This window comes from Solihabitans fulvus (genome assembly GCF_008386585.1).
Taxonomy (GTDB): Bacteria; Actinomycetota; Actinomycetes; order Mycobacteriales; family Pseudonocardiaceae; genus Solihabitans; species Solihabitans fulvus.
The window spans coordinates 1-26,707 of the sequence record NZ_VUOB01000026.1 but is presented as its reverse complement, the minus strand read 5'-3'; the positions used below and the strand labels follow the sequence as shown (position 1 = coordinate 26,707).

The 26,707-nt window shown below is 69.9% G+C and carries 26 protein-coding genes and 1 pseudogene; 20 read left to right on the top strand and 7 right to left on the bottom strand.

The annotated features are described in order from the left end of the window. Nucleotides 1–157: 157 nt before the first annotated feature. Nucleotides 158–913, bottom strand: a complete 756-nt coding sequence (locus tag F0L68_RS15660; RefSeq protein WP_149850306.1) for a hypothetical protein — start codon at nt 911–913, stop codon at nt 158–160. 226 nt (nt 914–1,139) lie between these two features. Then, the gene (locus F0L68_RS15655; RefSeq protein ID WP_149850305.1) at nt 1,140–2,537 is read right to left on the bottom strand and encodes an IS1380 family transposase; all 1,398 of its coding nucleotides are present in this window, start codon (nt 2,535–2,537) and stop codon (nt 1,140–1,142) included. Between the two features lie 130 nt (nt 2,538–2,667). On the opposite strand from F0L68_RS15655, the pseudogene F0L68_RS45515 reads away from it, so the two are divergent. Then, a pseudogene (locus F0L68_RS45515) lies at nt 2,668–2,796 on the top strand (IS21 family transposase); the annotation flags it as partial. A gap of 190 nt (nt 2,797–2,986) precedes the next feature. Here the strand turns inward: F0L68_RS45515 and F0L68_RS15645 are convergent. Next, complete coding sequence (locus tag F0L68_RS15645; RefSeq protein WP_149850303.1) at nt 2,987–4,069, bottom strand: hypothetical protein; 1,083 nt, start codon at nt 4,067–4,069, stop codon at nt 2,987–2,989. A gap of 222 nt (nt 4,070–4,291) precedes the next feature. Between F0L68_RS15645 and F0L68_RS15640 the strand changes: the two genes are divergently transcribed. The 4 genes from F0L68_RS15640 to F0L68_RS15630 all read left to right on the top strand — a co-directional run bounded on the left by F0L68_RS15640 (nt 4,292) and on the right by F0L68_RS15630 (nt 7,054). Beyond that, nucleotides 4,292–4,483, top strand: a complete 192-nt coding sequence (locus F0L68_RS15640) for a transposase family protein (protein ID WP_149850302.1) — start codon at nt 4,292–4,294, stop codon at nt 4,481–4,483. 289 nt (nt 4,484–4,772) lie between these two features. Then, on the top strand, nt 4,773–4,916 hold the full coding sequence (locus F0L68_RS42370; RefSeq protein ID WP_188316597.1) for a hypothetical protein: 144 nt from the start codon (nt 4,773–4,775) through the stop codon (nt 4,914–4,916). Between the two features lie 181 nt (nt 4,917–5,097). Then, nucleotides 5,098–6,132 (top strand): MBL fold metallo-hydrolase, encoded by a 1,035-nt coding sequence (locus tag F0L68_RS15635; RefSeq protein WP_149850353.1) that lies wholly within the window; start codon nt 5,098–5,100, stop codon nt 6,130–6,132. A 157-nt stretch (nt 6,133–6,289) separates the two neighbouring features. Beyond that, a complete protein-coding gene (locus tag F0L68_RS15630; protein ID WP_149850301.1) occupies nt 6,290–7,054 on the top strand; it encodes a hypothetical protein in 765 nt (254 codons plus the stop codon). Between the two features lie 25 nt (nt 7,055–7,079). Here F0L68_RS15630 and F0L68_RS15625 read toward each other — a convergent pair whose 3' ends face one another. Continuing rightward, nucleotides 7,080–7,901: a helix-turn-helix domain-containing protein gene (locus tag F0L68_RS15625; RefSeq protein ID WP_149850300.1), complete on the bottom strand. Its 822-nt coding sequence runs from the start codon at nt 7,899–7,901 to the stop codon at nt 7,080–7,082. A gap of 188 nt (nt 7,902–8,089) precedes the next feature. On the opposite strand from F0L68_RS15625, the gene F0L68_RS15620 reads away from it, so the two are divergent. Continuing rightward, nucleotides 8,090–8,905, top strand: coding sequence for a helix-turn-helix domain-containing protein (locus F0L68_RS15620; protein WP_223198827.1), 816 nt, complete (start codon nt 8,090–8,092; stop codon nt 8,903–8,905). Between the two features lie 18 nt (nt 8,906–8,923). Further along, a complete protein-coding gene (locus F0L68_RS15615; protein ID WP_149850298.1) occupies nt 8,924–9,112 on the top strand; it encodes a DUF397 domain-containing protein in 189 nt (62 codons plus the stop codon). Nucleotides 9,113–9,168: 56 nt separating this feature from the next. Here the strand turns inward: F0L68_RS15615 and F0L68_RS15610 are convergent, their stop codons facing one another. Beyond that, nucleotides 9,169–10,050, bottom strand: coding sequence for an HpcH/HpaI aldolase/citrate lyase family protein (locus tag F0L68_RS15610; RefSeq protein ID WP_149850297.1), 882 nt, complete (start codon nt 10,048–10,050; stop codon nt 9,169–9,171). Nucleotides 10,051–10,053: 3 nt separating this feature from the next. Then, on the bottom strand, nt 10,054–11,115 hold the full coding sequence (locus F0L68_RS15605) for an HpcH/HpaI aldolase/citrate lyase family protein (RefSeq protein WP_149850296.1): 1,062 nt from the start codon (nt 11,113–11,115) through the stop codon (nt 10,054–10,056). Nucleotides 11,116–11,371: 256 nt separating this feature from the next. On the opposite strand from F0L68_RS15605, the gene F0L68_RS15600 reads away from it, so the two are divergent. From F0L68_RS15600 to F0L68_RS15585, 4 genes are all read left to right on the top strand, one after another. Continuing rightward, nucleotides 11,372–12,478 carry a beta-propeller fold lactonase family protein gene (locus F0L68_RS15600; protein ID WP_149850295.1) on the top strand — a complete coding sequence of 369 codons (1,107 nt, stop codon included), beginning with the start codon at nt 11,372–11,374 and terminating at the stop codon, nt 12,476–12,478. Between the two features lie 19 nt (nt 12,479–12,497). Beyond that, a complete protein-coding gene (locus tag F0L68_RS15595) occupies nt 12,498–13,613 on the top strand; it encodes a WD40 repeat domain-containing protein (RefSeq protein WP_149850294.1) in 1,116 nt (371 codons plus the stop codon). Nucleotides 13,614–13,659: 46 nt separating this feature from the next. After that, nucleotides 13,660–15,249 carry a deoxyguanosinetriphosphate triphosphohydrolase family protein gene (locus F0L68_RS15590; protein ID WP_149850293.1) on the top strand — a complete coding sequence of 530 codons (1,590 nt, stop codon included), beginning with the start codon at nt 13,660–13,662 and terminating at the stop codon, nt 15,247–15,249. Between the two features lie 152 nt (nt 15,250–15,401). After that, nucleotides 15,402–18,218 carry a S8 family serine peptidase gene (locus F0L68_RS15585; protein WP_497856679.1) on the top strand — a complete coding sequence of 939 codons (2,817 nt, stop codon included), beginning with the start codon at nt 15,402–15,404 and terminating at the stop codon, nt 18,216–18,218. 116 nt (nt 18,219–18,334) lie between these two features. Here F0L68_RS15585 and F0L68_RS15580 read toward each other — a convergent pair whose 3' ends face one another. Then, entirely contained in the window at nt 18,335–19,312 is a 978-nt protein-coding gene (locus tag F0L68_RS15580) for a hypothetical protein (protein WP_149850292.1), read from the bottom strand. 346 nt (nt 19,313–19,658) lie between these two features. Between F0L68_RS15580 and F0L68_RS15575 the strand changes: the two genes are divergently transcribed. The 9 genes from F0L68_RS15575 to F0L68_RS15535 all read left to right on the top strand — a co-directional run bounded on the left by F0L68_RS15575 (nt 19,659) and on the right by F0L68_RS15535 (nt 26,689). Beyond that, nucleotides 19,659–20,267, top strand: a complete 609-nt coding sequence (locus F0L68_RS15575) for a hypothetical protein (protein ID WP_223198822.1) — start codon at nt 19,659–19,661, stop codon at nt 20,265–20,267. A gap of 21 nt (nt 20,268–20,288) precedes the next feature. Further along, on the top strand, nt 20,289–20,978 hold the full coding sequence (locus F0L68_RS15570) for an acVLRF1 family peptidyl-tRNA hydrolase (protein WP_149850291.1): 690 nt from the start codon (nt 20,289–20,291) through the stop codon (nt 20,976–20,978). Nucleotides 20,979–21,036: 58 nt separating this feature from the next. Then, on the top strand, nt 21,037–22,422 hold the full coding sequence (locus F0L68_RS15565; RefSeq protein ID WP_149850290.1) for a ferredoxin reductase family protein: 1,386 nt from the start codon (nt 21,037–21,039) through the stop codon (nt 22,420–22,422). Between the two features lie 23 nt (nt 22,423–22,445). Continuing rightward, nucleotides 22,446–22,916, top strand: coding sequence for an FMN-binding protein (locus F0L68_RS15560; RefSeq protein ID WP_149850289.1), 471 nt, complete (start codon nt 22,446–22,448; stop codon nt 22,914–22,916). 5 nt (nt 22,917–22,921) lie between these two features. Continuing rightward, entirely contained in the window at nt 22,922–23,704 is a 783-nt protein-coding gene (locus F0L68_RS15555) for an FAD:protein FMN transferase (RefSeq protein ID WP_149850350.1), read from the top strand. Between the two features lie 92 nt (nt 23,705–23,796). Then, nucleotides 23,797–24,192, top strand: coding sequence for a hypothetical protein (locus F0L68_RS15550; protein WP_149850288.1), 396 nt, complete (start codon nt 23,797–23,799; stop codon nt 24,190–24,192). Between the two features lie 100 nt (nt 24,193–24,292). Beyond that, nucleotides 24,293–24,832 carry a SigE family RNA polymerase sigma factor gene (locus tag F0L68_RS15545; RefSeq protein ID WP_149850287.1) on the top strand — a complete coding sequence of 180 codons (540 nt, stop codon included), beginning with the start codon at nt 24,293–24,295 and terminating at the stop codon, nt 24,830–24,832. A gap of 4 nt (nt 24,833–24,836) precedes the next feature. Next, the gene (locus F0L68_RS15540; protein WP_149850286.1) at nt 24,837–25,289 is read left to right on the top strand and encodes a hypothetical protein; all 453 of its coding nucleotides are present in this window, start codon (nt 24,837–24,839) and stop codon (nt 25,287–25,289) included. A gap of 197 nt (nt 25,290–25,486) precedes the next feature. Next, the gene (locus tag F0L68_RS15535; RefSeq protein WP_149850285.1) at nt 25,487–26,689 is read left to right on the top strand and encodes a glycosyltransferase; all 1,203 of its coding nucleotides are present in this window, start codon (nt 25,487–25,489) and stop codon (nt 26,687–26,689) included. Nucleotides 26,690–26,707 lie beyond the last annotated feature (18 nt).

Sequence of the window (26,707 nt, the reverse complement as noted above, 5' to 3'; positions counted from 1 at the left end):
TCACAAGCGGATCTTTCAGGCCCGTGAACGATGTGTCAGTTGGCCATGCGGTCGCTGCGCTCCAGGCTGCACCAGCTGTGTTGATTGGTATTCACCGATGCCCCAGCGTTCAGGCGACGAGCCGCGACCAGCACCATCGTCGTGAACATGGACCCGGTCACCACGGCCGAAACTCTGGCAGTGCTCGGATCAGATGCCCGACCCGCATCTGGTCCATCATCGGCCATTGCGCGTACTGTGGCGCAAGCATGCAATGGAACGCACCGGATCCCAGCAGCTCCTCGAGCAGATCTAATGGACTGCCGATCAGCAGGCCAAACGGTCGGAACGCATCGCGATTCCGCAAGACCTTCGCGTCTCTGTTCAAGAACACGTAAACTCCGCATCTCACGGCAGCCTCGACCAGTAGCCGGTCATACCCAGCAGGTACGCCCATGAGCACCCGTTGAAGTTCCTTCTCCGGCAGGCTCAACAATCCGTCGTTCGTAGGGGCATCATCCTCCGGTACACCGCTGCCGACCAAACGAAGTGCGGACACGAACTCTTCAAAAGCGGTGATCCGGTTTCCCTTCCGCTCAGCGGACAACTTCTTCTTCGCATCGCTGATCGTCTGCGGAAGGATCACGAACCGAATGTCGCGCATGACCCAGAGGGTGAGCAGTAGCTGCAATCCCTCCAGTTCTGCGCAGTATTTCTCGTCAATTGAATCCGTCGACAGGTCGCCCCGCCACAAACTCGACCCAAATTGAAAGTAGTCGAGAAGCAGGTTAGTGTCCCAGGCCACGAACAGCGGGCCGCGTCCGCGACGCTCCAGGAAGAGATCTGGTGCATCGCTATATACGAAGTGCGGTCCCGCTGGGATGTACAGCGACGCTCCTGTTAGCGCCGAGTTCGGTCCACCGATGTCGAGCACCTGTCTCAGTCGGGCAGACATCTTGTTGACCAGATGGACGCCCCAACTCTCAAGCCTGGTGTACTCAGCCCGGATCCACCGATCGAATTGGGTTGATCATTTCCCAGTGACTTGTTGATCTTTGGTCGAGCTCGACGATTCATGGGCGTGCGCTACCCGCCGGCCTCCGCGCCGGCTTGTCCACGTGGTGTCTCCGGTCGAACCCTCTGGGCGGGCGGTGGGCAGGTCAGGCCGCGCGCTGTCGCGGTGGTCGGCAGACTGCGGCGTGCGGGGCCTGCCAGGCCGGTCGCCAGGGCCAGGACTCCGGTAGGTGCAGGGTGAGCCGGCGGGCGGAGCGGGCCAGCCGGGCCGGCACGGTGATCAGGTGGGCGCGGATGGTCGCGGTGGTGGCGCGGGCGTGGAACACACCGGCCAGCACGCCGGCGGCACGGGTGAGGTTGTGCGCGATCGCCCACAGCACCGCCCACGGGGCGTTCGCGGTGAACGAGCCGCATGGCAGGTGCGCCAGCGCGCTGGCCGCCGCGTCCGCGATGACCTGCTCGACGATCGCGTGATCGCGGTGGAAGGACTCCGCTTGCAGCATCTCGACCCGGCTGGTGACGAACACGGCGTGATAGCGCCAGACATCGAACAGTCCTTGCTGCCCGGCAGCGGCCTTCGGGTTGCGGCGTCTGACCCGTCGCACGATCAACCGGCCGTGGACGTGCTGATGGCGTGGGCGGGAGGTGAACGCCGTGTACGGGATTTCCGCGACCTCGGCGTCGGAGACCAGCTCACCGGTCTCGGTGTCCACAAAGGCGTTCGGGTAGTGGATCGGCGTCCGGGCGGTGTCGGGGACCGCCGCGATCGCGGCGGTGATCGACGGGTTGGAGCCGGTGGTCAGCGACACGTCCGCGCCGTAACGGGCCGCGGTCGCGGCCACCTCGGCGGTGGAGAACTTCGAGTCCGCGCGCACGATGATCCGTGCGTGCGGGGCGATCGCCCGGACGGTGGTCAAGGCTTCGGCCAGGAACCGGGCCGCCCCGCGCACGTCGGCGGTTTTGCCCTTGCGCAGCCGGATCGCCACCATCACGGGCCGGGCGATCGGGGTCGAGGCGGTCGCGATCAGAGGGTGCGGGGTCTTGCGGCCCTTGAGCCGGCCGACCGCCGCCCCGTGTTTCTGGTAGCCGTAGACCTGTCGGTGGGTGGAGTCCAGGTCCACGAACACCACCTCGTCCGCACCGGGTAACAGCAGGGTCCGGTCGGCCAGGGCGACCAACGCCTTGCGCAGCACCGCGTTCAACTGCTGCACATGCCCATGGGTGAACACCCGCAGGAAGGTCCCCAAGGTCGACGGGGCGCGGATCTGGTCGAACACCACGCTGTTGCCGGCGTGTCGTAGCCGGTCGACGTCGGTGGTCGAGTCTGCCCCGGCGATCATCCCGGCCAGCGGCGACATCACCTTCGCCGCCGGGTTCGCCCCGGCGCTGTTGGCCACGCCGCTGATCGCCACGTGCTGCGTGACCAACTCGGGCAGCCCGATCTGCTCGGCCAACGCGATCACCGGCGCCAGTCCGGCGTCGGCGATCAGGTTCGGATCATCGAACGCCACGTCAACCGCAGCGGCGGCATGGGATAGTTGCATCTCGCGGGTGTCTCCTCGAACTGGCTCCGATGTTCCCTCAGCAAGAACATCTTCCCAGCTCAGACGGCACCCGCGTCCTCATTTCCGCAGTTCACGCACAACAAATCGGCGGATCCGGGCTCAGTAGGGAGTGATCAACGTGGAGGACTGGGCGGAGATCCGCCGGTTGCACCGGGCTGAGGGCATGCCGATCAGAGCGATCGTCCGCAAGCTGGGTATCGCGGCTGCCCCTGACGCCTCGGCGACATCGTCGTCGCAGCCCTGGTCCTGCTCCACCACGAACACGGCGGCACCACCTGACCAACAACAGTCGATCACCCAGCGCCACAAAGGGTTACCTGGAAAGCTTCAATGACGTTTCCGGACCCCAGTCCAGAAGTAGTACTGACTTCGCGATATGCGATGTGGACCCGAGGCGCACTCGGGTCCACATCGGTCGGCGGCCGGGTTCAGGCCACCGGGCGAATATGAACAAAAGGCTTCACGACCCCGGGGCAGATTTTCTCCACGTTGATCTCGGAATATGCGGCGACCAGGCCTCCAAGATGCGGGCAGGTGCGATCATAGAAACCTTCCGAGGGATTGATGGCCCAAAGGAAAGGTGTGATGGAATCGTTGCCAATCGTGTACTGTTCGGGATATCCCTCGTGGGTCCAGAAGTTGGACAGGTTGTTGCCTCGCCAAGTAGCTATCGCTCGCTTGGTGCCACTGTCGGACGGGAGTGAGCAGGTGCTGACGTACAGAAGGGCCTCAATCTCTCGATCTATCCCCACGGCACATTGCTGTTGTCCGTTGATGTTGACACTCAGCTTACGACTCTGCGGATCATACGACCACACCTGATTCGGGTCATTCTTGTTGCATCCCCCGGTAGTTAGTGGGTGGCCTTGTATTTCAAGGAGGGGGATCGTCTCGGTCTGCTCTTTGGCTCGGGCGCACGCGCCTGTAGGTCGTCCTATGCTGCTATCGAGGGACAGTCCTTCGATCAGAAACTTCCCGGTGGGGAGTTTCGTCTCGGACGGAATGGTCTCCTGTTCAGGCAAAGGAGATGCCGGCACCAGGTCTGCCTGGACGCACTCCCTTTTACCGATTGTTGGATTGAGGCAGATCTTTACCAGAACTTGTGCGTCGTGCTCATCCCAGGTGCCCTCGTATGCGAAATCCTTCCCGTCTCGCACCTTCCTGCATGCATAATCCGCTTTCTTGCGCCATGGTTCCGGCCACCAGTATTTGCCGTTGTCCAGTTTTCCGCTCAGCCAGATTTCATAGTCAGCCTGATAGCATATTGCCTTAGCGTGCCCCTCGACCACGTAACCTTTCGATTTGCCGGCACCTCTGTCCTTGAAATACGTTCTCCCGTCGAAATCTATGTATCTGCAAACGGGGTCGCAATTGTACGTGTAGTAGAGGTGAAAGTACGCCATCGGCGGTAGTGAAGCTGAAGTTTTGGCGTCTGCTTGTGTCTGCCAGAGGAAGATTGACGCCATGACCAGTGTCAGGCAGGTCAGGGCGCGCACATATTTATTACGCATGACCGTTGATTTTACGGCTCATTGCGTGGAAGTGTATGTCGTGCAATCATCGGTCACACTTGCGAGGAGCAAGTTACGCCGATTGGGCAGGCCCCTGCGTGGGACGCCCTGCGGTGTGCACTTGATGTATCGAATGATTCGCTTCGGTCACACTATTCGGGGAACTGGCAGACTCGAAAGTGCAGTCGAAGTTGCTCTGCGGAAGCGGGGGCCGGCGACCAGGTGCTCGACGTGGACAACCGCACCTACAACGCGCTTCTACGCGGCCTGCGGTGCCTGGGCGAACGTGGGTTCGCCGTGCTCACCGGACGGTGGCGCGCCCTGCGACACATCACCGCCAGCCCACGCAAGACCGGCGACATCGTCAAAGCAGCACTGGTGCTGACCCATTTCGAACATGGACGACTGACCTGAAATCGTTGAGATCACCTCATTATCTCACTGCTACGCGGAGAGAAGCCATGCTCAACGGCGCCCCTGCTGCTGTCCCTGCTCAGAACCACAACTGCCACGAGTCTCACGACGTGACGGGTCCCGTCCCCACATGCACGCCTTCCGACAGGCTGACACGACGGCCGCCGCACCGGAGCGAGACGGGGTAGGCGCTCCCAGTCAAGCCGCGCGGCCCGCGTCCTGCGGGCGGTGTCGCCGCCGCGCTCGGTCTCCTGTTGCTGGCCGCCGAGCTGCTGCCGGGCGGCCGACGGTGCTGCCGCAGCCTGCGGCAGGCCGGGACCACCAGGAGATCCGCGAGCGGGTCGGCCGCGAGCTGGACGGGCAGCTCGACCTGCTCTCCCTCGACCACCGGCCTGCGGTTCGGATCGACGCCCGAACGAGGCAGCGTTCATGACCGAATCGACCGCCGAACCGGCCGAGTTCGGGAATCCGGCCGCCGCGCCGCCTTCCTCAGGCGGTACTCAGGATCGGCGTGACATCCTGAGAAGGTGCGCATTCGTCGAATTGTCACCGGAACACTCGGCGTCGCGGCCGTCGCCGCGCTCGCCCGCGCGGTGTGGGGCGTGCCGGCCGCGATGGGAGCCGCGTTGGGGACCACACCGGACGGCGCGCGCGCCGATCGGGTGCGCCGGTCGCCGCAGTTCCGCGACGGGGCCTTCCGCAACCGGGCGGTCACCCACGTCACGCCGTCGCCCGGCCAGTCCCGCAGCATGCTGCGGGAGCTGCTGTTCGGCGGGCAGCGCCGCCACCCATCCGGCCCGATTCCGGTGGTGCGCCCCGAGATCGGTCAGGACACGGACACCGGGCTGCACATCACCTGGTTCGGACACGCGACCACACTGGTCGAGCTGGACGGGGCCAGGGTGCTGTTCGATCCCGTGTGGAGCGACCGGTGCTCACCGTCCACTGTGGTCGGTCCCCGGCGACTGCATCCCGCGCCGTGCCGGCTGGACGAGCTGCCCGATCTGGACGCCGTGATCATCTCGCACGACCACTACGACCACCTCGACCTGCCCACCATCCGCGAGCTGACCCGCTCGACGGCCGTGCCGTTCGTGGTGCCGCTCGGCGTCGGCGCGCACCTCCAGCGCTGGGGCGTGCCCTCGGCGCGGATCGTCGAGCTGGACTGGGAGGAGAGCGCGGCGATCGCCGGGCTGCGGATCACCTCCACCGCCGCGCAGCACTTCTCCGGGCGCGGCTTCAAGCGCGACGGCACGCTGTGGAGCTCCTGGGTGGTCGCCGGCCCAACCAGGCGGGTGTTCTACACGGGCGACTCCGGCTATTTCGACGGCTATGCCGAGATCGGCGAGCGGCACGGGCCGTTCGACGCGGCGCTGGTGCAGATCGGCGCGTACGACCAGAACTGGCCGGACATCCACATGACCCCGGAGCAGGGCGTCGCCACGCACCTTGACCTGCGGGCCGGACTGCTGATCCCGGTGCACTGGGCGACGTTCAACCTGGCCCTGCACGCGTGGACCGAGCCGGCCGACCGCCTGTGGCGGGAGGCGAAGGCGCTGGACGTGCCCCTCGCCGTGCCCCGGCCGGGCGAGCGGATCGACGTGGACGAGCCGCCGCCGGTCGACGGCTGGTGGCAGCTGCTCGGCTGACACCGAACTGGCGTGATGCCAGTCGCGACTCGGTAGCGTTCTCGTCCACGGCGTCCGTCGGGCCGACCGGTGGACGACGGATCCTGTCGAGTCGACGAAGGGTGCCCGCGCCGCCATGCCTCCCCGTCCCCGTCCGGGTGCACGGCCCACGCACAGCGTGAGCGGCGCGGCGCAGACCGTGCCCAACTTCGTCAACCAGACCACTCCGCACGTCAACACCGCCACCAGTGCCACGCACCACCTTTTCCCTGGGAACGGCGGCCAGCAGTACGGCGGCGGCTCGCAACAGCACTACGGGGGCGCCGGCGGCGAGATTCCGCCCGGCCACCCGACCGACAGCCTCCCGCTGGGCCAGCACGGCAACTACCACGTGTACCTGGACCCGCACCAGCAGAAGCACCAGGGCCTCGCGCCGATCACGTTCCCGCCGGGGACCCCGCAGCACCGGGTGCAGAACAACCAGTTCACCCCCAACGTCAACCAGCAGTACCACCAGAACACCTTCGCGCCGAACGCCGCGTCGATCGCGCAGCAGGGCTACCAGCAGGCGTTGGAGAACAGGCGGCGACTGGATCGTGAGGCGAGGGCGGCGGCGCAGGCCCGCACCGACGCGCGGCGCGCGTACGGGGATGCCGAGAACCGGAACGCGTCACCGGCGGAAATGAGGCAGTTGCGGAACGCGGCCAACCAGGCCGAGCAACGACTTCAGGCGGCGAACCAGGCGTACAGCAGGTCGCAGATTGGGACGCAGCAGTTGGACGGCTATCTCAACAGCAACGGCCAGTTCCACCGGACGCCCCAGAACAGCGTCGACGGCGTCCGCTACCAGGTGACCGCGAACCACACGGCGGACCCGCCGTACATCGTCTACCACAACTACCCGGAGACCAACGTCGGCGGACTGCTCGGTCGGCAGGGCTGACGAAGCTCTGCCGCGTTGCGCCGCCTCAGGTCCGGGCGATCAGCCGTTCGATCCACTGCCGTGACTCGTCCGGGCCGAGGGCGAGCGCGGTGAGGTCTCGGAACAGATGTTGCGCGGCCGCGGTGAGATCCTTGGCGTTGACGTAGTTCTCCCCGCCGACGTGCCGAACGTGCAGCAGGGGATCGGTTTCCGGTTCGGGGAAGGTCAGGATCTGGAAGCTGCCGCTGCGGCCGGGATGCGGCCCGGCGGCGCGGGTCATGACCTGGACGGTGATGTGCGGCAGGGCCGCCATGGCGAGGATGTGTCGCAGCTGCTCGCGCATGATCCTCTTGTCCGGCAACGGGATCGTGAGCGCGGCCTCGTCGATGACCACGTGGTAGCGGCGCGGGTTGTAGTCGGTGAGTCGCTGCTGTCGACGCAGCCGGATGGCCGGTTCGAGCGTGTGGTGCGGTCGCCGTGAGACGGCCAGCACCGCGCGGACGTAGGGCTCCGTCTGGAGTGGCTCCGGCACGAGGCCGAGTTGGTACTCGCACACCAGGATCGCGTCGTGCTCGACGCCGGCGAAGTGGTTGTGCGGGAGCCCGTAGGCGCGCCACCAGCCGCGCTGCCGGTTGTGGTCGAGCTGGCGGATGTAGGGCCGCCAGTCCTCGTAGAGCAGGCCGTAGGCGTCGAGGATGGTGGTGAGCTCGTGGTGCGTCGGCGGTTGGCCGCGTTCGATGCGGTTGAGCTTGTCGACGTCGATCTTGATGCGGACGGCGGCCTCGGTGGTGTCGATGCGGGCCTGTTCGCGGAGCTTTCGGAGTGCGCGGCCGAACTGTCGTTGTTGGTAGGTGTGTTCGAGCCGCATCGACTGCCTTTCCTTGTGTTGACGAAGCGACCGTAGACTAAAACCGCAAATGACCGTGCGTCGATTCACCTATTGAGTGATAGTCGCTTGTGGACCGGCTCGCGTAGGGTTCGCTCGTTCCGATATCAGGAGGACGGCGAATGCCACCGCAACGAAGCACTCGCACCAGGCTGCGGCGAGTGGGCACGATGATGCGCACGCTGCGCGAGTCGGCGGACAAGACCGGATATGATGCGGCAGAACGATTGCAGTGCTCACAGGCGAAGATCAGCCGCATGGAGACCGGCGACGTCGGCGTCAAGCTCGCCGAGCTGGAGGCGCTGCTCGGCTATTACCTGGCGACGGATGAACAACGCACGCGCGCACTCACCGTGTGGAAGGAATCCCGCCACAAGAGCAGTTGGTCGAGATTCGCGGACGCGCTGACGGAGCGATTCCGTGCCTACGCGGAACTGGAATCAGATGCAGCGCTGATCCAGCGGGTTGATATCTCACTTGTGCCGGGATTTTTCCAAACCGAGAACTACGCACTGGCTTTGCACAAGGCTGCGCCGCACTTCCCGTCTCAGATCAACATCGACCGGGCAATCGAGGCGCGCAAGAAGCGACAGCGTCGGCTGGACGACGACGACCCGCCCAAGGTCCACGCGATCATCGACGAGGCTGTGCTGCACCGCTTGGTCGGTGGACCGGAGATCATGGTCGAACAGCTTCAGCATCTGCACGATCTGAGCAGGCGGCGCAACATCACCATCCAGGTGCTGCCGTTCGGGGCGGGGGCCTATGCGACCCTCGGCGGACCGTTCATCATGTTGGTGTTCGCTGATCCAGAAGACCCGACGGCCGTGTACCGCGAGCACCTCGGCGGCGGGTCGTGGGTGGAGGACCCGGCGGAAGTCGACCAGTACACCAGGACTTTCGATGATCTGCGGAAGGCGGCACTGAGCGCCAAGGAATCCGCCAACCTGATCAGGGAGGTTGCCGCCGACCTCGATCCACGCTGAGTGGAAGGGAATCCGGCAGTGACTGATCCGAAGATCGAGTGGCGGAAGAGCAGCCGCAGTCAGCCGAACAACGAGTGCGTCGAGGTGGCGCAGCTGTCAGGCGCGATGGCGTTGCGGGACAGCAAGAACCCCGATGGTCCCGTGCTGCGTTTCGACGCTGGCGCGCTGACCAGCTTCCTGCGCGCGGTGAAGCTGAACCAACTCTGACGAACCACGGTCGGTGTGGCGTTCGGGCGCACCCGAACGCCACACCGGCGCGGGAATCACGCGGTGAGTGCGCCGATCGCCTCGGCGAGAGCCAGCACCCGTCGCGCGTTGTCCACGTGCAGGCTCTCGATCAGCCGGCCGTCGACCGTCGCGACGCCGAGCCCGGCGCGCTGCGCCTCGTCGAACGCCTCGATGATCCGCTGCGACCGCTCGATCTCCTCGGCCGACGGCGCGAACACCCGGTTGCACGGCTCCAGTTGGCCGGGATGGATCAGCGTCTTGCCGTCGAACCCGAACTGCCGCCCCTGCGCGCACTCCGCCTCGAAGCCGGCGAGGTCCTGCACGTCGTTGTAGACGCCGTCCAGGATGACCCGCCCGGTCGCGCGCGCCGCCAGCAGGCACAGCGACAGCCCGGTGAGCAGCGGAGCCCGTCCTGGCACGTGCTCGGCGTGCAGTTCCTTGGCGAGGTCGTTGGTGCCCATGACCAGCACCGTCAGCCGCGCGCTTGCCCTGGCGATCTCCTCGGCGTGCAGCATGGCGACCGGCGTCTCCAGCATGGCCCAGATCGCGGTGTGGTCCGGCACGCCGGCCGCCTCGAGGCCGCGCTCGATCGCGTGCACCTCCATGGCGGAGTTGACCTTTGGCACCACGACCGCGGCCGGGCCAGCCTCGGCGGCGGCGCGCAGGTCGTCCGCGTGCCACGGCGTGCCGATGCCGTTGACGCGGATGGTCACCTCGCGCGAGCCGTACTCGCCGGAGGTCGCCGCCGCGCACACCCGGTCGCGGGCGGCGGCCTTCGCGTCGGGCGCGACGGCGTCCTCGAGGTCGAGGATCAGCGCGTCGGCTGGCAGCGTCTTCGCCTTCTCCAGCGCCCGCTCGTTCGCACCGGGCATGTACAGCACGGAGCGGCGCGGGCGCGGGGTCGTGTCGATCGTCATCGGTCAGTCCTCGTCCGTGGCGGCGTAGGCCGCGGCCAGCTCGGGGTCGCGCGCGGCGAGCGCGTCGGCCAGTTCGGCCACCACCCTGCACTGCTTCACGGTGGCGTCGTCCTGCATCTTGCCGTCGATCATCACGGCGCCGGTGCCGTCGCCCATCGCGGCGATGACCTTGCGCGCCCAGCGCACGTCGGCTGGCTCGGGGGAGAAGACCCGCCTGGCGATCTCGATCTGCACGGGGTGCAGGCTCCACGCGCCGACGCAGCCGAGCAGGAACGCGTTGCGGAACTGGTCCTCGCACGCGACGGTGTCCCGGATGTCCCCGAACGGCCCGTAGTAGGGCAGGATCCCGTTGGCCGCGCAGGCGTCCACCATCCTGGCGACGGTGTAGTGCCACAGGTCCTGCTGCGAGGTCTGCCGGCCGGCGTTGAGGTCCTCGCCGACGGGGTCGGTGCGGACCAGGTAGCCGGGGTGGCCGCCGCCGACCCTGGTGGTCTTCATCCGCCTGCTGGCGGCCAGGTCGGCGGGGCCGAGCGAGAGGCCCTGCATCCTCGGGCTCGCGCCGGCGATCTCCTCGACGTTGGCCACGCCGCGCGCGGTCTCCAGGATCGCGTGCACCAGCAGCGGTCGCCGGAGCCCCGCCTTGGCCTCAAGCTGGGCGAGCAGCCGGTCCACGTAGTGGATGTCCTCTGCGCCCTCGACCTTGGGCACCATGATCACGTCGAGCTTGTCGCCGATCTCGCGCACCAGGGTCATGAGGTCGTCGAGGCCCCACGGCGAGTCGAGGCTGTTGACGCGCACCCACAGTTGCGTGTCGCCGAAGTCCGTCGCCTTCGCGATGTCCACCAGCCCGGCGCGCGCGGCCTCCTTGCGGTCGGCCTGGACGGCGTCCTCGAGGTTGCCGAGCAGGACGTCGACCTTGCCGGCGATGTCCGGGACCTTGGCGGCCATCTTCGCGTTGCTCGGGTCGAAGAAGTGGATCATCCGCGATGGCCGGAAGGGGATCTCCCGGACCGGGTCAGGGGCGCCTACGGCGAGCGGTCGGAAGAAGTCCTTCGGCGAGCGCATCGAGCCTCCATCCGTGCGGTGGTCTACTGGCCGGTAACCCTAGGGTGTCCGCCGCGCTCCCGCGCGCAGTCCGTCCTGTGACGCGGCGCACCTCGGCCAGAAGCAAGAGCCACTGTGCCCCCGAAGGCGGTGTCGCCCCGCCGACTTTCCGAGTTTTGTTGGCTGCTGGCAAATCCACGGCGGATTCGCCGGCAGAGCGGGAAAGGCAGCGATGAGACCCTTATCGGCAATTGTGTCCGCAACAATCGTGGCGGCGGTGTTGGCATTGGCCGCGCCGAACGCGACGGCGGCGACCCGCGAGGTGGACCTTCTCGCGACCGTGACGTTGGGCGACGAGTCCGGCCTGCAAATGGGCGGACCCGTGCTGAGCCCGAACGGCCGCACCCTCTACGTCGCCGAGCGCGACACGGTCGACGGCACCAGGCAGAACGTGCGCGTCGTGGACACCGGGACCAACCGCACCACGGCGGTGCTGCGGGTCGGCGCGCAGTACCAGTCCATTGTGGACCTCGTGCTGAGTCCGGACGGCAGCAGGCTCTACGCCCTCCAACCGGGCGGGCCCAACGCATCCGGACAGGTCAACGTCATCGACACCGCGCGGGCGGCCGTGGTCGCCGTGATCCTCCCGCCAACGACGATGGTGAGCACCAGCAACGCGGGCGCGATCGAGCACGAGGCGCTGAGCCCCGACGGCCGACGTCTCTACGTCTCCCAGATCGGCTACGTCACCACACCCGGCTCGCCGGATCCTGGTTCCGTGTACGTGATCGACACCGCGACGAACACGATCGTCGACCGGTTCGGCGCGCGCACCTGGATCCCCGACTGGCTCACCATCGCGCCGAACGGCCGCGACCTCTATCTCGCGGCGGAGGCCGGCGCGCTGAACGGCACGGTCATTCACCATTTCGACGCGAGCGTCAGCCCGCCGAGATTTGTCGGTGACGTCGCGATGGCGGCGAGTGAAAGCGTGCACCAACTGGTGATGAACTCGACGGGAACCAGGCTGTACGCCATCGGCGACTACCAGAGTTCGGTTCGCGTGATCGACACCGCGAAGGACGCGGTCGTGGCCAGCATCGCGGTGCCGGGCCGGGGCTACCAGGGCGTCCTCGCGCTCAGCCATGACGACCGGCGGCTCTACGTCGCCAACGCGGCGCCCGACGCATACGAGAACCCGACCGTCGTGGTGATCGACACCGCGACCGCGACCGTCGGCGACACGCTGATCGGCTTCGACCTGGAAAGCCACCTCGCCCTCGTGGTCGGCCCCGGCGACCACACCCTCTACCTCGCCGGCCCCACCTACACCGAGGAGGGCAAACCGCTGCCGCCCGCCGCGCTCCAGGTCGCCCGTGTCTGACACCGAGGGAAGGGTTCCGATGCACCGATCAGCACTGTTTCGCGGCCTCGGCGCGGCACTCGCCGCCGCGCTCGCCGTCCTCGGCTCCACGGCGGCCGTCCCCGCCGCCGCGTCAACGGCCCGCCCGCACGCGGCGGCGACGAACCCGGTTTCCGTTGGCCCCAATGCCTACGGCATGGCGCTCGGCCGCGACGGCAGCCGCGCGTACATCGCGATCAACGGCTCCGACCAGGCTGGCCAGACGGCCCAGGTCGCCGTGGTCGACACCGCGACGCGCTCCGTCGTGACCACCGTGTCCCTGCCGCTGCGCAACCAGTGGGTGTCCGAGGTGGTCGTCAGCCACGACGGCCGCCGCGTCTACGTCCTCGGCGGCGCGGCCGTCACCGTGCTGGACGCCGCGACCAACACCGCCGTCGCCACCTACCCGGCGCCCGATCAACCACGGCCGGCCGGCTGGTATCAGGGCAGCCTCCGGTCCGTGGCGCTGTCGCAGGACGACTCCGCGATCTACCTCGGCCAGGACGGTCCGACGGCCTTCCGTCAGCAGGGCAACGGCCGGGTCGTGGTGCTCGCCGCCGCGACCGGCGCGGCCATCGGCACCGTGCCGATCGCCAGCCCGTACGTGCATGGCATCGCCTTCGAACCGGACGGGCGCACCGCGTACGTGAGCGGCAACCCGGGCGGCCTGACGCACCTCGACGTGACCGCGACCCCGCCGACCGTGGTGCGGACGGTCCCGCAACCCGCCGGGGAGAACGGCAGCGACGGCATTGCGCTCAGCCCGGACGGGCGCACGCTGTACTCGATCGTCACCAACAGCGGCCTGATCCACGTGATCGACACGGGCACCGACACGATCACCTCGAACCTGACCTTCGCGACGGGCTTCGCCGACCTGCGCTACCCGACGCCGAGCCCCGACGGCGGCAGCCTCTACGTCGTCGACGACGAGGTGAGCAACCCGACCGTGCTGGTGTTCGACCTCGCGAGCGGGACGATCACCGACACCATCGACCCGCTCATCGAGGACGTGTGGGGCCTCGCGCAGGCCCCGGACGGCGGCACGCTGTACGCGTCGGGCGCGGACTTCCAGCCGGCCACGGGGTTCCTCTCGACACTCCCGCTGGACAGGTAGCCCGGGTAGGCGTGTGATCGTCGGCCGCGCCAGCTACCGTCTCGCCATGACCAGCGGCGGAACGGACGAGCGGCCGATTGATCCACGGGCGGTGCGGCGCTCCGGCGGAACGGCCGGGGCGTCGACCCCTGGCGATCTGGCTGGCAGCCCGTTCCGGGTGGACCGGGACCGGGTGGCCAGCTCGCCGTTCTTCGCCAGGCTGGCCGGCGTCACCCAGGTGGTCAGCCCGACCGGCTCGGGACTGTTGCTGCACAACCGTTTGACGCACAGCCTGAAGGTCGCGCAGGCGGCCAGGGCGATCGCCGAGCGGCTGCGCGCCCGCCCCGAGCTGACCGGTGTGCTGGACAAGCTCGGCGGCTGCGACCCTGACGTGGTCGAGGCCGCCGGGCTCGCGCACGACCTCGGGCACCCGCCGTTCGGGCACCTCGGCGAGCAGGTGCTCGACCGGATCGCGCGGAACCGCTTCGGCCTGCCGGACGGCTTCGAGGGCAACGCGCAGTCGTTCCGGATCGTGACGACCACGGACGTGCGCGGGCCAGCCGCCGTCGGCCTCGACCTCACCGTCGCGGTGCGCGCCGCGATGCTCAAGTACCCGTGGACCCGGCTGTCGCACCCGCAGCCGCACCCGAGCGGGATGGCCAGGCCGCCGCGCGGGGCGGCCGAGCAGACGGAGTGGCCGGGCGCCGGCTCGGCGAAGTTCTCCGCCTATGTCACGGAGTTGGACGATCTGACCCAGGCGAGGGCCGCGTTCGCCGGTCGCGTGGACGGCTGGCAGCAGACCGTCGAGGCGTCCGTGATGGACACCGCCGACGACATCGCCTACGCCATCCACGATCTGGAGGACTTCCACCGGGTCGGCGTCCTCCAGCACGCCACCGTCGCGACGGAGCTGGGCACCTGGCAGGCCAGGGCGCTGGAGTTCGCGGAACTCGACCCCGCTGAGCTGGCCGCGCAGGCCCGCAAGCCGGGGCGCTCGCTGGAGGCGCTGCGCCGCAGGCTGCACGCCAAGGACTCCTGGGCGGTGGACGACGACGCGTTCGCCGCCGCCGTGGCCAGGGTCCGCGCGGAGCTGGTGGACGGCCTGCTGGCCGTGCCGTTCGACGGGTCGGTGGAGGCCGAGCAGACCGTGGCCGGGTTCTCGGCGCGCTGGACCGGGCGGCTGGTGGCCGGCGTGGACATCCTGGAGGAGCCGACCACCCGGTCGGGGCATGTCGTGCTGGCCGTCCAGCAGTGGCACGAGGTGCAGGTGCTGAAGTTCGTGCACCGCAGGTTCGTGTTGCTGCGGCCCGATCTTGCGCTGCACCAGCGCGGCCAGGCCCGGCTGCTGACCGCGTTGGTCGAGGCGCTGGACCAGTGGCTCACCGATCGGCTGGAGGCGGACCGGCTGCCGAGGCGGCTGCACGACCTGGTCGAGCTGGCCGAGTCGGAATACCGGTGGCTGGCCGCGTTCGCGCCTGCTGCGTTGGTCGGCGCGACCGGTGAGGCACCGAGCGGGCCCGACGCGCTGCGCTCGCTGGCCAGGGGCCGCGCGGTGGTCGACTTCGTCGCCTCGCTCACCGACATCCAGGCGGCCGGGCTCCTTGATGCGCTGTCCGGCCGAACCGGTCAGCTGTGGACGGACGCATTCGTCCTCTGAATAACAGTCTGTAGCGCCACCACTGGTGTGGGTGTCATCCGAAAGGCTGCTGTGCGCTGCTGATCAAGCACCCTACGTTAACGCGAGGACCGGATTGATCCGGTTTGCCGGAGCGTGTGTCGGGGCACGCATGGATCTCGCTGGAGGCGCTTGTGCCCGCTGTGCCTTTGTCGGACCGACCATCTCGCACCACGATGCTGCTCGCCGCCGGAGCCGCCTGTCTGCTCGCCGCGCTCGGCGCGGCCACTCCCGCCTCAGCCGACCCGCCAAAGAAGGCGGGCTCCGGCGCCGAGTTCTCGGACACCGCCGCACGCCAGATCGCCGCGTTACAGAAGATCAAGCAGTCCCAGTCCAAAGCTGACTCCAAAGTGGACAGTGTGCTGACGGTCGAGCGCAAGACCCGCTCGGACCGCGCGCTGAACTCGTCCCTGCCCGGCCTGCACACCGGCGTCGCGGTGTCGGACAAGGGAACCGTGCTCGTGGACATCCGCGCGGACAAGGTCTCCGACGACCTCGTCGGCGCGATCCGCAAGGCTGGCGGCGGGATCCGCGCCGTCTCGCCGGCCAACCGGACCGTGCGCGCCGAGGTGCCGCTCGCCTCGGTCGAACAGCTCGCCGGCCGAGGCGACGTCCGCCGTGTCGAGACCGCCAGCGAGGCCTGGACCGAACGCGTGACCGACCCGAAGGCCCCACCGGCCAAGCCGGAGTCCAAGGAGGCCAAGGCCGCCAGGATCTCCGCCATGGCCAAGCAGGCGATCACCAAGCTGACCAGCGAGGGCGACCAGGCGCACGCGGCTGCCGACGCGCGGCAGAACTTCCACGTCACCGGCGTCGGCGTGAAGCTGTGCGCGCTGTCCGACGGCGTCGACTCGCTCGCCGCGATGCAGAGCGGCGGCGTGCTGCCGGCCGTCGACGTGCTGCCCACCCAGGAGGGCAGCGGCGACGAGGGCACCGCGATGCTCCAGATCCTGCACGACCTCGCGCCGGGCGCTTCCCTCGGCTTCGCCACCGCGTTCAACGGCGACGCCAGCTTCGCGGACAACATCCGCGCGCTGCGCACCCAGTCGCGCTGCGACGTCATCGTCGACGACGTCCTGTACTTCAACGAGTCCCCGTTCCAGGACGGCCTGATCGCCAAGGCGGTCAACGACGTCACCGCCGCCGGCGCGCTCTACTTCTCCTCGGCCGGCAACGAGGGCAGCGTCGGCGCAGGCACCTCCGGCCACTGGGAGGGCGACTTCGTCGACTCCGGCAAGGGCGTCGGCAAGTTCGCCGGCACCGCGCACAACTTCGCCGGCAGCGCGGGCACGCAGATCTACGACCCACTCTCGGCCGGGTCGGCCAACAAGCCCGTCACGCTGTTCTGGTCCGACCCGCTCGGGGCCTCCGGCAACGACTACGACCTGTACCTGCTGAACTCGGCCGGCACCGTCGTCGCGTTCAGCCAGAACATCCAGGACGGCACCCAGGACCCGTACGAGCGGCTGAACACCACCTTCGACGCCGGCCTCCGGCTGGCCGTGGTGAAGTTCAAGGGCGACAACCGCTACCTGTCGCTCGACGTGCTGCGCGGCCGGTTCGCCGACTCCACCGACGGGCTCAAGAAGTACGCCACCCCCGGCGTCACGCGCGGACACTCCGCGGCCAAGGACGCGTTCAGCGTCGCCGCCGCCCCGGCGGCGGGCCCGCTGCCGTTCTCGCTCGAACCGGGCGACCCGCCGAACCCGACCGGCCCATACCCCGGCCGCTTCGGCGCGAACACCCAGCTGGAGCGGTTCTCCTCCGACGGCCCGAGGCGCGTGTTCTTCAACGCCGACGGCACCCCGCTGACCCCGGGCAACGTCTCCGCCAGCGGCGGCCAGGTGCGCCAGAAGCCCGACCTCACCGCCGCCGACGGCACGCAGAGCAACGTGCCGGGCTTCAGCCCGTTCTTCGGCACCTCCGCGGCCGCGCCGCACGCGGCGGCCATCGCGGGCCTGGTGCTGTCCGGCAACCCGGGGCTGTCCCCGGCCGACGTCCGCGACGCGCTGACCAAGACCGCGATCCCGCTCGGCGACCCCGGCCGCGCGGGGGCCGGTGTCCTGCTGGCGACCGACGTGCTGGCCTACACCGGCGCGAGCCCGCAGCCGCTGGCGCTCCCGCAGCGGCCGACCGTGACCGACAACAGCGGCAGCCCGTACCTGCTGCCCGGCAGCACCGCGACGGTGTCGCTGCCGGTGCACAACGGCGGCGACGGCACCGCCGTGTCCACCAGCGTGGTGCTGAGCAGCCCGACCCCCGGCGTCACCATCGCGCCGAGGTCCAAGGGCTACGGCACCATCGAGCCGGGGCAGACCGGCGTGAACACCTTCACCATCACGGTGCCGGCCAGCCAGGAACTCGGCGCGCCGGTGCAGCTGGTCGCCAAGGTGTCCTTCGCCGGGTCGTTGTCGCCCAAGACCGGGTCGTTCGACTTCCCGGTCGGCAAGCCGTCGACGGACGTGAAGACGTTCGCCTACGCGGGCGCGGCGGTCGCGATCCCGGACAACGACCCGACCGGCGCCACCGTCACGGTGCCGGTCAGCAACCTCGGCAGGGCGTCGGGCGTGTCGGTGTCGGTCGACGGCACCGTGTGCAGCACGACCGCGCAGTCCACCACGGTCGGCATCGACCACACCTGGGTCGGTGACCTGGTCGGCACGGTGACCTCGCCGTCCGGGCAGACCGCCGTGCTGTTCCAGCGCAACGGGTCGAGCGGCCACAACGTGTGCCAGGCGGTGTTCGACGACAGCGCCGGCACGCCGTTCTCGTCGGTCACCTCGTCGCTCGCGCCGTTCACCGGGAAATGGCGGCCGGCAAAGCCGCTCGGCGCATTGGTCGGCCAACCGGCCGACGGAAACTGGACCATCAAGGTGGTCGACGCGGCCGCCGGTGACACCGGTTCAATTCGCGCCGTTTCGCTGCGCCTCACCGGATATGTCGCCGGCTGACCCGGGACGCTGAATCGTTTCGGCCCCGGAATACCGCGAGGAAGCGCGGTATTCCGGGGCCGAAAGCGTGAACCGCTCGGGCGAGCCCGGTACTTCGGCAAGCCTAGTGCGTCGCGCTAGTGTTTCGGCCAGTCCCAGCGGACGCCGAACACGCCAGGCCCGAAGCCGAGCGCGACGGCGTGCACCCCGCCGGACGGGTCGAGGCCGAGGTTGCGCCGCCGGGACGGCCCCTCGTCGCCTGCCGGCACGCTGTACTGCTGGACCCGCGACGGCAGCATCGACGGGTCGAACCGCACCTCGATCACGTACTCCCGCACCGGCAGCCGGAACTTGCGGCAGTAGCAGTTGCCGCCTGCCGGGTACGGCGGATCCGGGGTGACCAGCTGGTACTCCATGATCAGCGTCTCGCCCCTGGCCAGCGGTCGCTCGAACATCAGCTCGGCGACCATCAGCTTGGCCTCGGGGTCCACCACGGTCCTGCCGAGGTGGCAGTTGCGCAGCCCGTCCAGCACCGGCAGCGTGTCCGACTCCGAGTCGAACACCAGCACCCAGCGGTCCGGCCCGTCCTGCTCGGCGCGCAGGATCTGTTGCACCGTGGTGGATCGCTGCCCGCCGTCCGCGCCGATCTCGATCCGGTCGTGCTGGCTGATCCGGCCGATCCGGCTGTCCGAGCTGGTGTCGACCTTCGCCAACAGCCCGGCCACCCGCTCGCGGCGCGCCCACAGCGCGTCGATCGGCATCATGGTCGTCGGCCGGCACCGGCGGCCGCGCGGTCTCGGCGGACCGAGCAGGGCGGACAGCCCGGCCTGCGGCACGCTCAGCACGGTCTCCAGGTGCCGCAACGCCTCAAGGGACTCGGGACGCTCCGGTCTGCGACGACCGGACTGCCAGTAGCTGAGCGTCGCGACGCTGATCGTGACACCGCGAAGCGCGAGCCGGTGCTGGATACGGTCCAGGCTCAGTCGGCTCGCCTTGATCGCCGCTCGCAGGGCCTCCGGGAACGGCCCGGTGACCAGGAGCTGGGCCAGGCCGCCCTGGCCCGTGGCGTCGCTGTCCGAGACGGACAAGGTCGGCTGACCGGCAGCGTTCGTCATGGTGACTCCCCGCTGTCATTTAGTCACGCGTCAGTGACCCTACTTGGCGTCGAATCCATCGAACCAGGTCCGAATGGAGTCAATGCGTGGGCCAATTGCCGTAGCAGTGCATCGTGCTGTTCGTCATCTGTCAAGTGGTGATTGTTCTGGCTTCTTCTCATCGGAACTGGTCAATAGCCTCTAACACGAGGCACCGGGTGCACTGGACTGCCCGGCCCGGTGTCGGAAACGCGATGTTGGTGACGTTGATGGTGGCACCCGACCCCCGTGTGGAGCCACCATCAGCCTCGATTCGGTCACGCCGGCGGTTCGCCCGCATGCGCTCCGTGGCCCTACTGTGTGGCCGGTGACCGGTCAGGGACGTGCGTACGAGGTGGCAGCGCAGGAGGTCGTTCCCGCGCCGCGTGAGCCGGAGGACGTGCTCGGCGACGTCGCCAGAGCTGTGCTCGGGCCGGGCGCGCACCAGGTCGTCGACCTGCTCGACGTGCTGGAGGGCGTGCCGCGGACCGAGGTCGACGTCGTGCGCGCCGGCGACGACCTGCTGCCCCGCCTCGCCCACGAGAACGCCCTCGACCGCGCGCTGCGGCTGGCCAGGGCCGCGCTGCGCCCCGGCGGCCTGCTGGTGGCCGCCGTGCCGGAGCTGGAGCGGCTGCGCAGGCTGCGGCCGACCGCGCCGCCGCCGAGGGTGTCCGGCCGAGGCGAACAGCGGCAGGTCACCGTGCAGCTGTGGGACTGGGACTCCGACGGCGACTCCTACGGCCTCGAGGTCGTCCAGCTGGTGCGCGGCCGGGGCACCTGGGAGGTGGCCACCGCCGTGTCGACCAGGCACCGGGTGCTGACCGCCGAACAGGTCGCCGACCTGCTGGCCGACGCGGGCTTCGTCGCGGTGCAGCGGCTCGCGCCCGCCGAGTCGGGGCACCCGCTGCCCGTGTGGGTCGCGGTCGCGCCCAGATGAGCACGCCAAGATGAGCACGTCGTGAGTCGGACCAGGATCGTCGCGGGCGGTGGGCGGGCCGTCGAGGTCGCGCCTGAACGGCTCGCCGGCTGGTTCGAGCGCTTCGGCGCGGGGCACGGGGGCGTGCGGCACACCGTGCTGGCCGCTGACCGGGTCGTGGTGACCGCGGAAGACGGCGCCGTGGCGGAGGTGGCCGTCCCGTTCGGCGGGCTCGTTGGGGAGCCGCTGGGGGACGAACCGCACGAGGCGCCCGGCCTCGCCATCGAGCCGCTGCTCCGCCATGTGCTCGCGCCGCGCCGGATCGGCCTGCTGCTGGTCCGCCTCGGCGGCCACAGCGTCGGCGTCGTGCACGACGGCAGGATCGAGGTGTCCAGCACCGACCGGCGGCAGGTGCACGGCCGCAACAAGGCGGGCGGCTGGTCGCAGCAGCGCTTCGCCCGCCGCAGGGAGGGCCAGGCGCGGCAGGCGCTCCAGGCCGCCGCCGAGGACGCCGTGCGGGTCCTCGCGCCGCGCCTTGGCGAGCTGGACGCGGTGGTGCTCGGCGGCGACCGCCAGGCGCTGGACGCGCTGCGCGCCGACCGCCGCCTCGCCGGCGTGCTGGCGCTCGCGGAGCCACGGGTGCTCGACGTGCCCGAGCCGCGCCGGTCGGTGCTCGACGACGCCGCGGAGCGGGCCAGGGCAGTGGAGATCGTCGTCCGCCCGGCGGATTGACAGCTCGTTCCCAGGTGGGACCCAGAATCGTCTAAGAATGCTCGTCGACAGTGGAACCATGACCACGACGGCGACCTACCCGCACGCCAGGCGCGGCGCGCCCGTTCGGCCGTGGTGGGGCGAGGCCGCGCTGGCCGCCGCGTGGCTGACCATGGTCATCGTGGTCGGGCTGTGGGTCGCGAACCGCGGCTTCCAGGCCATGACCGATGCGGCCGGGGTGCTCAACTCGCTCGGCCGCCTCACCGGGCTCGTCGCAGCCGACCTGCTGCTGATCCAGGTGCTGCTGATGGCGCGGATCCCGTTGGTCGAGCGGGTGTTCGGGCAGGACGCGCTGGCCAGGCGGCACCGGCTGGTCGGGTTCACCTCGTTCTGGCTGATGGTCGCCCATGTGGTGTTGATCACCATCGGCTACGCCGAGGCCGCGCGCGTGCCGCTGCTCGACCAACTCTGGCAGCTGGTCACCGAGTACCCGGGCATGCTGCTCGCCACGGCGGGCACGGTCGCCCTCGTCGTGGTCGTCGGGCTGTCCATCCGCGCGGCCCGGCGGCGGCTGCGCTACGAGTCCTGGCACCTGATCCACCTCTACGCCTACCTCGGCGTCGGGCTCGCGCTGCCGCACCAGCTGTGGACCGGCACCGACTTCACCGCGTCCCCGGTCGCCACCGTCTACTGGTGGACGCTCTACGCCCTGGCCCTGCTCGCGGTGCTGGTGTACCGGATCGGCCTGCCGCTGTGGCGGTCCCACCGGCACCGGCTGCGGGTCACCTCGGTCGTGCGGGAGTCGCCGGACGTCGTCTCGGTACACCTCGGCGGCCGCGCGCTCGGCAGGCTGCCGGTGCGGGCTGGCCAGTTCTTCCTGTGGCGCTTCCTGGACGGCCCCGGCTGGTCGCGGGCGCACCCCTACTCGCTGTCCGCCGCCCCCGGCGGGGACTCGCTGCGCATCACCGTGAAGGACCTCGGCGACGGCAGCGCCCGCGTCGCCGGCCTCGCCCCGGGCACCAGAGTGCTGGTCGAGGGCCCGTACGGCGCCGTCACCTCGGCACGGCGCACCAGCCGACAGGTGCTGCTGGTCGCCGCCGGGGTCGGCATCACCGCCGTGCGCGGCCTGCTGGAGGAACTGCCGTTCGCGCCGGGAGAACTGACGCTGCTCTACCGGGTGCGGCACCGGCGGGACGCGGTGTTCGCCCGCGAGCTCGACTGGTTCGTGGCCAACCGGGGCCTTCGGCTGATCTACCTGGAAGGCAACCGTGCCAAGGACTCCTGGCTGCCGGTGGGGTTCGCCGCGACCGACGGGGCCGAGGCGCTGCGCAGGCTCGTGCCGGAGATCGCCGAGCACGACGCGTTTCTCTGCGGCCCACCCCGGTTCATGTCCGCCGTCCGCGACTCGCTGCGCCGCTGCGGCGTGCCGGCCGAGCGGATCCACGCCGAGGAGTTCGCGTGGTAGCAACGATTCTCAGGGAGGGGTCCATGCGTCGGATCACCATCGCCGTCGTCGGCACCATCGCCGCGCTGGTCCTGTTGTTCAGCTACCGCACCAGCCTCGGCGGCTCGGCCCGCACGCCACCGGCGGCCATCGCCGGCACCGGTTCGGGCGGCGGGACCTCGGCGGACTCCACCGCGGGCGGCTCGGCCACGCCGCCCACCTCGGTCGGCACGGCCGGTTCCGGCACGGTGCAGGGCTCGGCCGCCGACACCAGGTGGGGCGTTGTCCAGGTCGAGGTGACGGTGCAGGGCGGAAAGATCACCGGCGTCCGCGCGTTGCGGGTGCCCGACGGGAACGGCCGCGACCAGGAGATCAACTCCTACGCAGTGCCGATCCTGGTACAGGAGACGTTGCAGGCGCAGAGCGCGAAGATCGACGCGGTGTCTGGCGCGACGGTGACCAGCGACGGCTACGCCACCTCGTTGCAGGCGGCGCTGGACAAGGTGGGGAAGTGACGGACATGACCGAATCGCGCGGGGCCTGGGTCGAACAGATCATGGGCATGCCGATCAGCGTGCACCTGCGCGGGCCGCAGGTGCCAGGCGAACGCCCCGAGGCGGTCGAGCGGGTCTTCGACGAGCTGCGCCGGGTCGACCGGATCTTCAGCACGCACCGCGCCGACAGCCAGATCAGCCAGCTCGCCGACGGGCTGCGCGACCTGTCCGACTGCGACCAGCAGGTCACCGAGGTGCTCGCGCTGTGCGACACCGCGCGGGAGCTGACCGAGGGCTGGTTCGACGCGCTGCTGCCGACCGGCGACGGCGCGCTGCGGCTGGACCCGACCGGCCTGGTCAAGGGCTGGGCGGTGGAACGCGCGGTGGCCGCCCTCGCCGAGGACTGGCCAGGCGACTACTACGTCAACGCGGGCGGCGACCTGGCGTTGGGCAGCCGCAGCGGGCAGCCGTGGCGGGTCGGCATCGAGGACCCGCAGACCGGGGGAGTGCTCGCCGTCGTGCCGCTGGCCACCGGCGGCATCGCCACCTCCGGCACCGCGCACCGCGGCGAGCACATCCTGCTGCCCTCGACCGGCGCGCCGGCCACGGAGCTGCGGTCGATCACCGTCGTCGGGCCGTCGCTGCTGTGGGCGGACGTGTTCGCCACCGCCGCCTTCGCAAGGGGCGCAACGGGTGTCGCGTGGGTGCACGAGCTGGCCGGCTACGAGGCGCTGGCCGTCGGGCGCGACGGGACCCGCACGCTGACCGACGGCATGCGCGCGATCCTGGAGGCTCCGCAGACGGTGTGACCGCCGTCATACAACCGCGCCGAACGCTCGAAGCATGGATACGGGTGCAGGTGTCGCCGAGCCGCGCGACACCACGACCCAAGGAGATCCACTTGCGTACTCGACTGGTGCTCGCGGCCGGTGCAGTCGTGGTTGCGGCGGTCGGCATCGCGGTGCCCGCCCTCGCCTCGGCGAGCGGGGACAGGCCGGCGACGCCGACCGAGGTGCACACCACGGACGGCCAGACGACCACCCCGCCCGGCACCCCGAGCACCACCACGGGACGGGCGAGCACCAGCCCGGGTCCGGTCACCGGGTCGACGCGGCCGATGCCGTCCACCCAGACCTCCCCCAGGTTCCCCACCACGGGCATCCCGACCACGCCCTACCCGTCGACGAGCCACCCGATCAGCACGACCTCCTACCCCGCCACCCCTTACCCCACGACCGGGGCGCCGAGCACCACGCCGAGGGTGCCGACCACCGACGAGGCGTCTGCCGGGCACTGATCGAGTGCGGATCCAGGCCGAGGGCCGCCGTGCCGGACCGGTGCACACTGGTCCGGCACGGCGGCCTGCCGCGACCCCATCGACCGGAGGCGACAGCACGGTGTCGGACTCGTCCATCCGCCAGGCGGGACAGGACGCGGACTTCAGCGACTACTTCGACCGGCGGGTGGACTCGGTGCGCTTCACCGCGTATCTGCTGTGCGGCGACTGGCACGAGGCCGAGGACCTGACTCAGGCCGCGTTCCTCAAGCTGTACCTGGCCTGGCACCGGTTGAGCAGGGGACCGGGGCTGGACGCCTACACGCGCCGCGTCGTCGTGCGCACCTTCCTCGCCGACCGAAGACGCCTGTGGCGCAAGCGCGAACACCTCACCGACTCGCCGCCGGAGCCCGGCCTCGGCGACGCGCAGCCGGAGGACCGGCTGGTGCTCTGGCAGGCGCTGTCCGCCGTCGCGCCGAAGCAGCGCGCGGTGCTGGTGCTGCGCTACTGGAACGACCTCAGCGTCGAGGACACCGCGGCGGCGCTGAAGTGCTCGCCCGGCACGGTGAAGAGCCAGAGCGCCAAGGGACTGGCGACCCTGCGGCAACGGCTCGGCGACCGCTACCCCGAACGGATCCCGCTCGACCAGGAAGGAGCGTGACGACGTGCACGAGGACGAGCTGAGATCGACGTTCGACCAACTCCACGCGCGCCAGCCGCTGCCGTCCGGGCTGCGGGCCGAGGACATCGTCCAGCGCGGCCACCGGGTGCGCAGACGCCGCCGCCAGTTGGCCGTCGCCGGCACGAGCCTGACCACGGGCGCCGTCGCAGTGCTGGTGATGCTGCTGGCACCGGGCCACGCACCGCAGCAGATCGGCCCGGCCAACGTGAACCACCCCGCCGTGACGTCGGACCCCACGGTGACCTCGGACCCCGGGCCGCAGCGGACCACACCGCCCACCCGGCCGTGGACGACGAGCGGACTCACCACGCCGAGGACCGAGCCGACCGGAACCGGCTCACGGCGCCCGAACCCCAGCACCAGCAGTTCGGCGCACGGACCTGCGGGGACCACGGCCCCTGGCGGCACGCCGTCCACCGCGCAACTCACCGGTTAGGAGCGGGCGCCCAGACCCTCGCGCCGTTCCTCCCATTGGAACGTATAACCGATGGGGGGACTTGTGGCAAGACCCCGTAGCAGCCCCAGAATCGTGCCTAGCGCCGAACCGGCCAGCGAAAACGGAGCAGGTTGCCGGCGCGCGTTCACCACGCGGTCGGTCGACGGCGTCGAGGCATTCGTGCGGGGGAGTTCCAGATGCGTGTACTGCTGTCCACGATCGGGTCGCGGGGCGAGGTTCAGCCGATGGTCGGGCTGGCGTCCGAGCTGCGGGCCCTCGGCCAGGAGGTCCGGCTGTGCGTGCCGCCCGACTTCACCGACTGGGTCGGCGGCCTCGGGTTCGACGTCGTGCCCATCGGTCCCGAGGTGCGCCAGACCGCGAAGGCGGGCGGCCAGCGAGTCGCCGAGTTCACGCTGGAGCAGCGGCTTGCGCTGATCCAGGGCACGGTCGCCACCCAGTTCGAGCGGATCGGGGCTGCGGTGAAGGACTGCGACGCCATCGTCGGCGGCGGCGCCCTGATGGTCGGTGCCCGCTCCGTCGCCGAGCGTTCGGGGATCCCGTACGTCTACGCGAGCTTCTGCCCGGTCACGCTGCCGTCCCCGCACCACGCGCCGCCCTCGATGGGGCTGCCGACCGACGAGACGGCCGACGACCGCGCGAAGTGGGCCGACGACGCGCGGCGCTGGAACGAGCTGTGGGGCGGCGCGCTCAACTCGCACCGGGCGGCCGCCGGCCTCGCCCCGGTCACCGACGTGCGCGGACACCTGTTCACCGATCGGCCCTGGCTGGCCGCCGACCCGGTGTTGGGGCCGTGGCCCGGCTCCGCCGACCCGACGGTGTTCCAGACGGGCGCCTGGATCTATCCGGACGAGCGCCCGCTTTCCGCCGAGCTTGAGGCGTTCCTCGCGGCAGGCGAACCGCCCGTGTACTTCGGCTTCGGCAGCATGCGCGCGTCGGAGGACCTCGGCAGGGCGATGATCGCGTCGGCCCGCGCGCACGGCCGGCGCGCGATCGTGGCCAGGGGGTGGGCCGACCTCGCGCCGGTGGACGACGAACCGGACTGGCTGTCCGTCGGCGAGGTCAACCAGCGGGAGCTGTTCACCCGGGTCGCCGCCGTCGTGCACCACGGCGGGGCCGGCACCACGGCAACGGCGGGCCGGGCAGGCGCACCCCAGGTCCTCGTGCCCCAGATGTACGACCAGCCCTACTGGGCGCGGCGGGTCGCCGATCTCGGGATCGGCGCGGCGCACGCGCCGAGCGTCCCGACCGAGGACACCCTGGCGACGGCGCTCGGGCAGGTGCTCCGGCCCGAGGTAGTCGCCAGGGCCGGAGCCGTCGCCGCCGAGGTGCGCGTCGACGGAGCCAGGATCGCCGCGCAGCGCCTGATCGCAGGCGGCTAGTAGCGTGTCGCTGCTTAG

Bases quoted from the DNA above. Each gene is read 5' to 3' on its own strand.
- F0L68_RS15655 (WP_149850305.1), bottom strand. From the start codon at position 2,537: ATGCAACTATCCCATGCCGCCGCTGCGGTTGACGTGGCGTTCGATGAT.
- F0L68_RS15645 (WP_149850303.1), bottom strand. From the start codon at position 4,069: ATGCGTAATAAATATGTGCGCGCCCTGACCTGCCTGACACTGGTCATG.
- F0L68_RS15635 (WP_149850353.1), top strand. From the start codon at position 5,098: ATGGGAGCCGCGTTGGGGACCACACCGGACGGCGCGCGCGCCGATCGG.
- F0L68_RS15625 (WP_149850300.1), bottom strand. From the start codon at position 7,901: ATGCGGCTCGAACACACCTACCAACAACGACAGTTCGGCCGCGCACTC.
- F0L68_RS15620 (WP_223198827.1), top strand. From the start codon at position 8,090: ATGATGCGCACGCTGCGCGAGTCGGCGGACAAGACCGGATATGATGCG.
- F0L68_RS15610 (WP_149850297.1), bottom strand. From the start codon at position 10,050: ATGACGATCGACACGACCCCGCGCCCGCGCCGCTCCGTGCTGTACATG.
- F0L68_RS15605 (WP_149850296.1), bottom strand. From the start codon at position 11,115: ATGCGCTCGCCGAAGGACTTCTTCCGACCGCTCGCCGTAGGCGCCCCT.
- F0L68_RS15595 (WP_149850294.1), top strand. From the start codon at position 12,498: ATGCACCGATCAGCACTGTTTCGCGGCCTCGGCGCGGCACTCGCCGCC.
- F0L68_RS15590 (WP_149850293.1), top strand. From the start codon at position 13,660: ATGACCAGCGGCGGAACGGACGAGCGGCCGATTGATCCACGGGCGGTG.
- F0L68_RS15580 (WP_149850292.1), bottom strand. From the start codon at position 19,312: ATGACGAACGCTGCCGGTCAGCCGACCTTGTCCGTCTCGGACAGCGAC.
- F0L68_RS15565 (WP_149850290.1), top strand. From the start codon at position 21,037: ATGACCACGACGGCGACCTACCCGCACGCCAGGCGCGGCGCGCCCGTT.
- F0L68_RS15560 (WP_149850289.1), top strand. From the start codon at position 22,446: ATGCGTCGGATCACCATCGCCGTCGTCGGCACCATCGCCGCGCTGGTC.
- F0L68_RS15555 (WP_149850350.1), top strand. From the start codon at position 22,922: ATGACCGAATCGCGCGGGGCCTGGGTCGAACAGATCATGGGCATGCCG.
- F0L68_RS15535 (WP_149850285.1), top strand. From the start codon at position 25,487: ATGCGTGTACTGCTGTCCACGATCGGGTCGCGGGGCGAGGTTCAGCCG.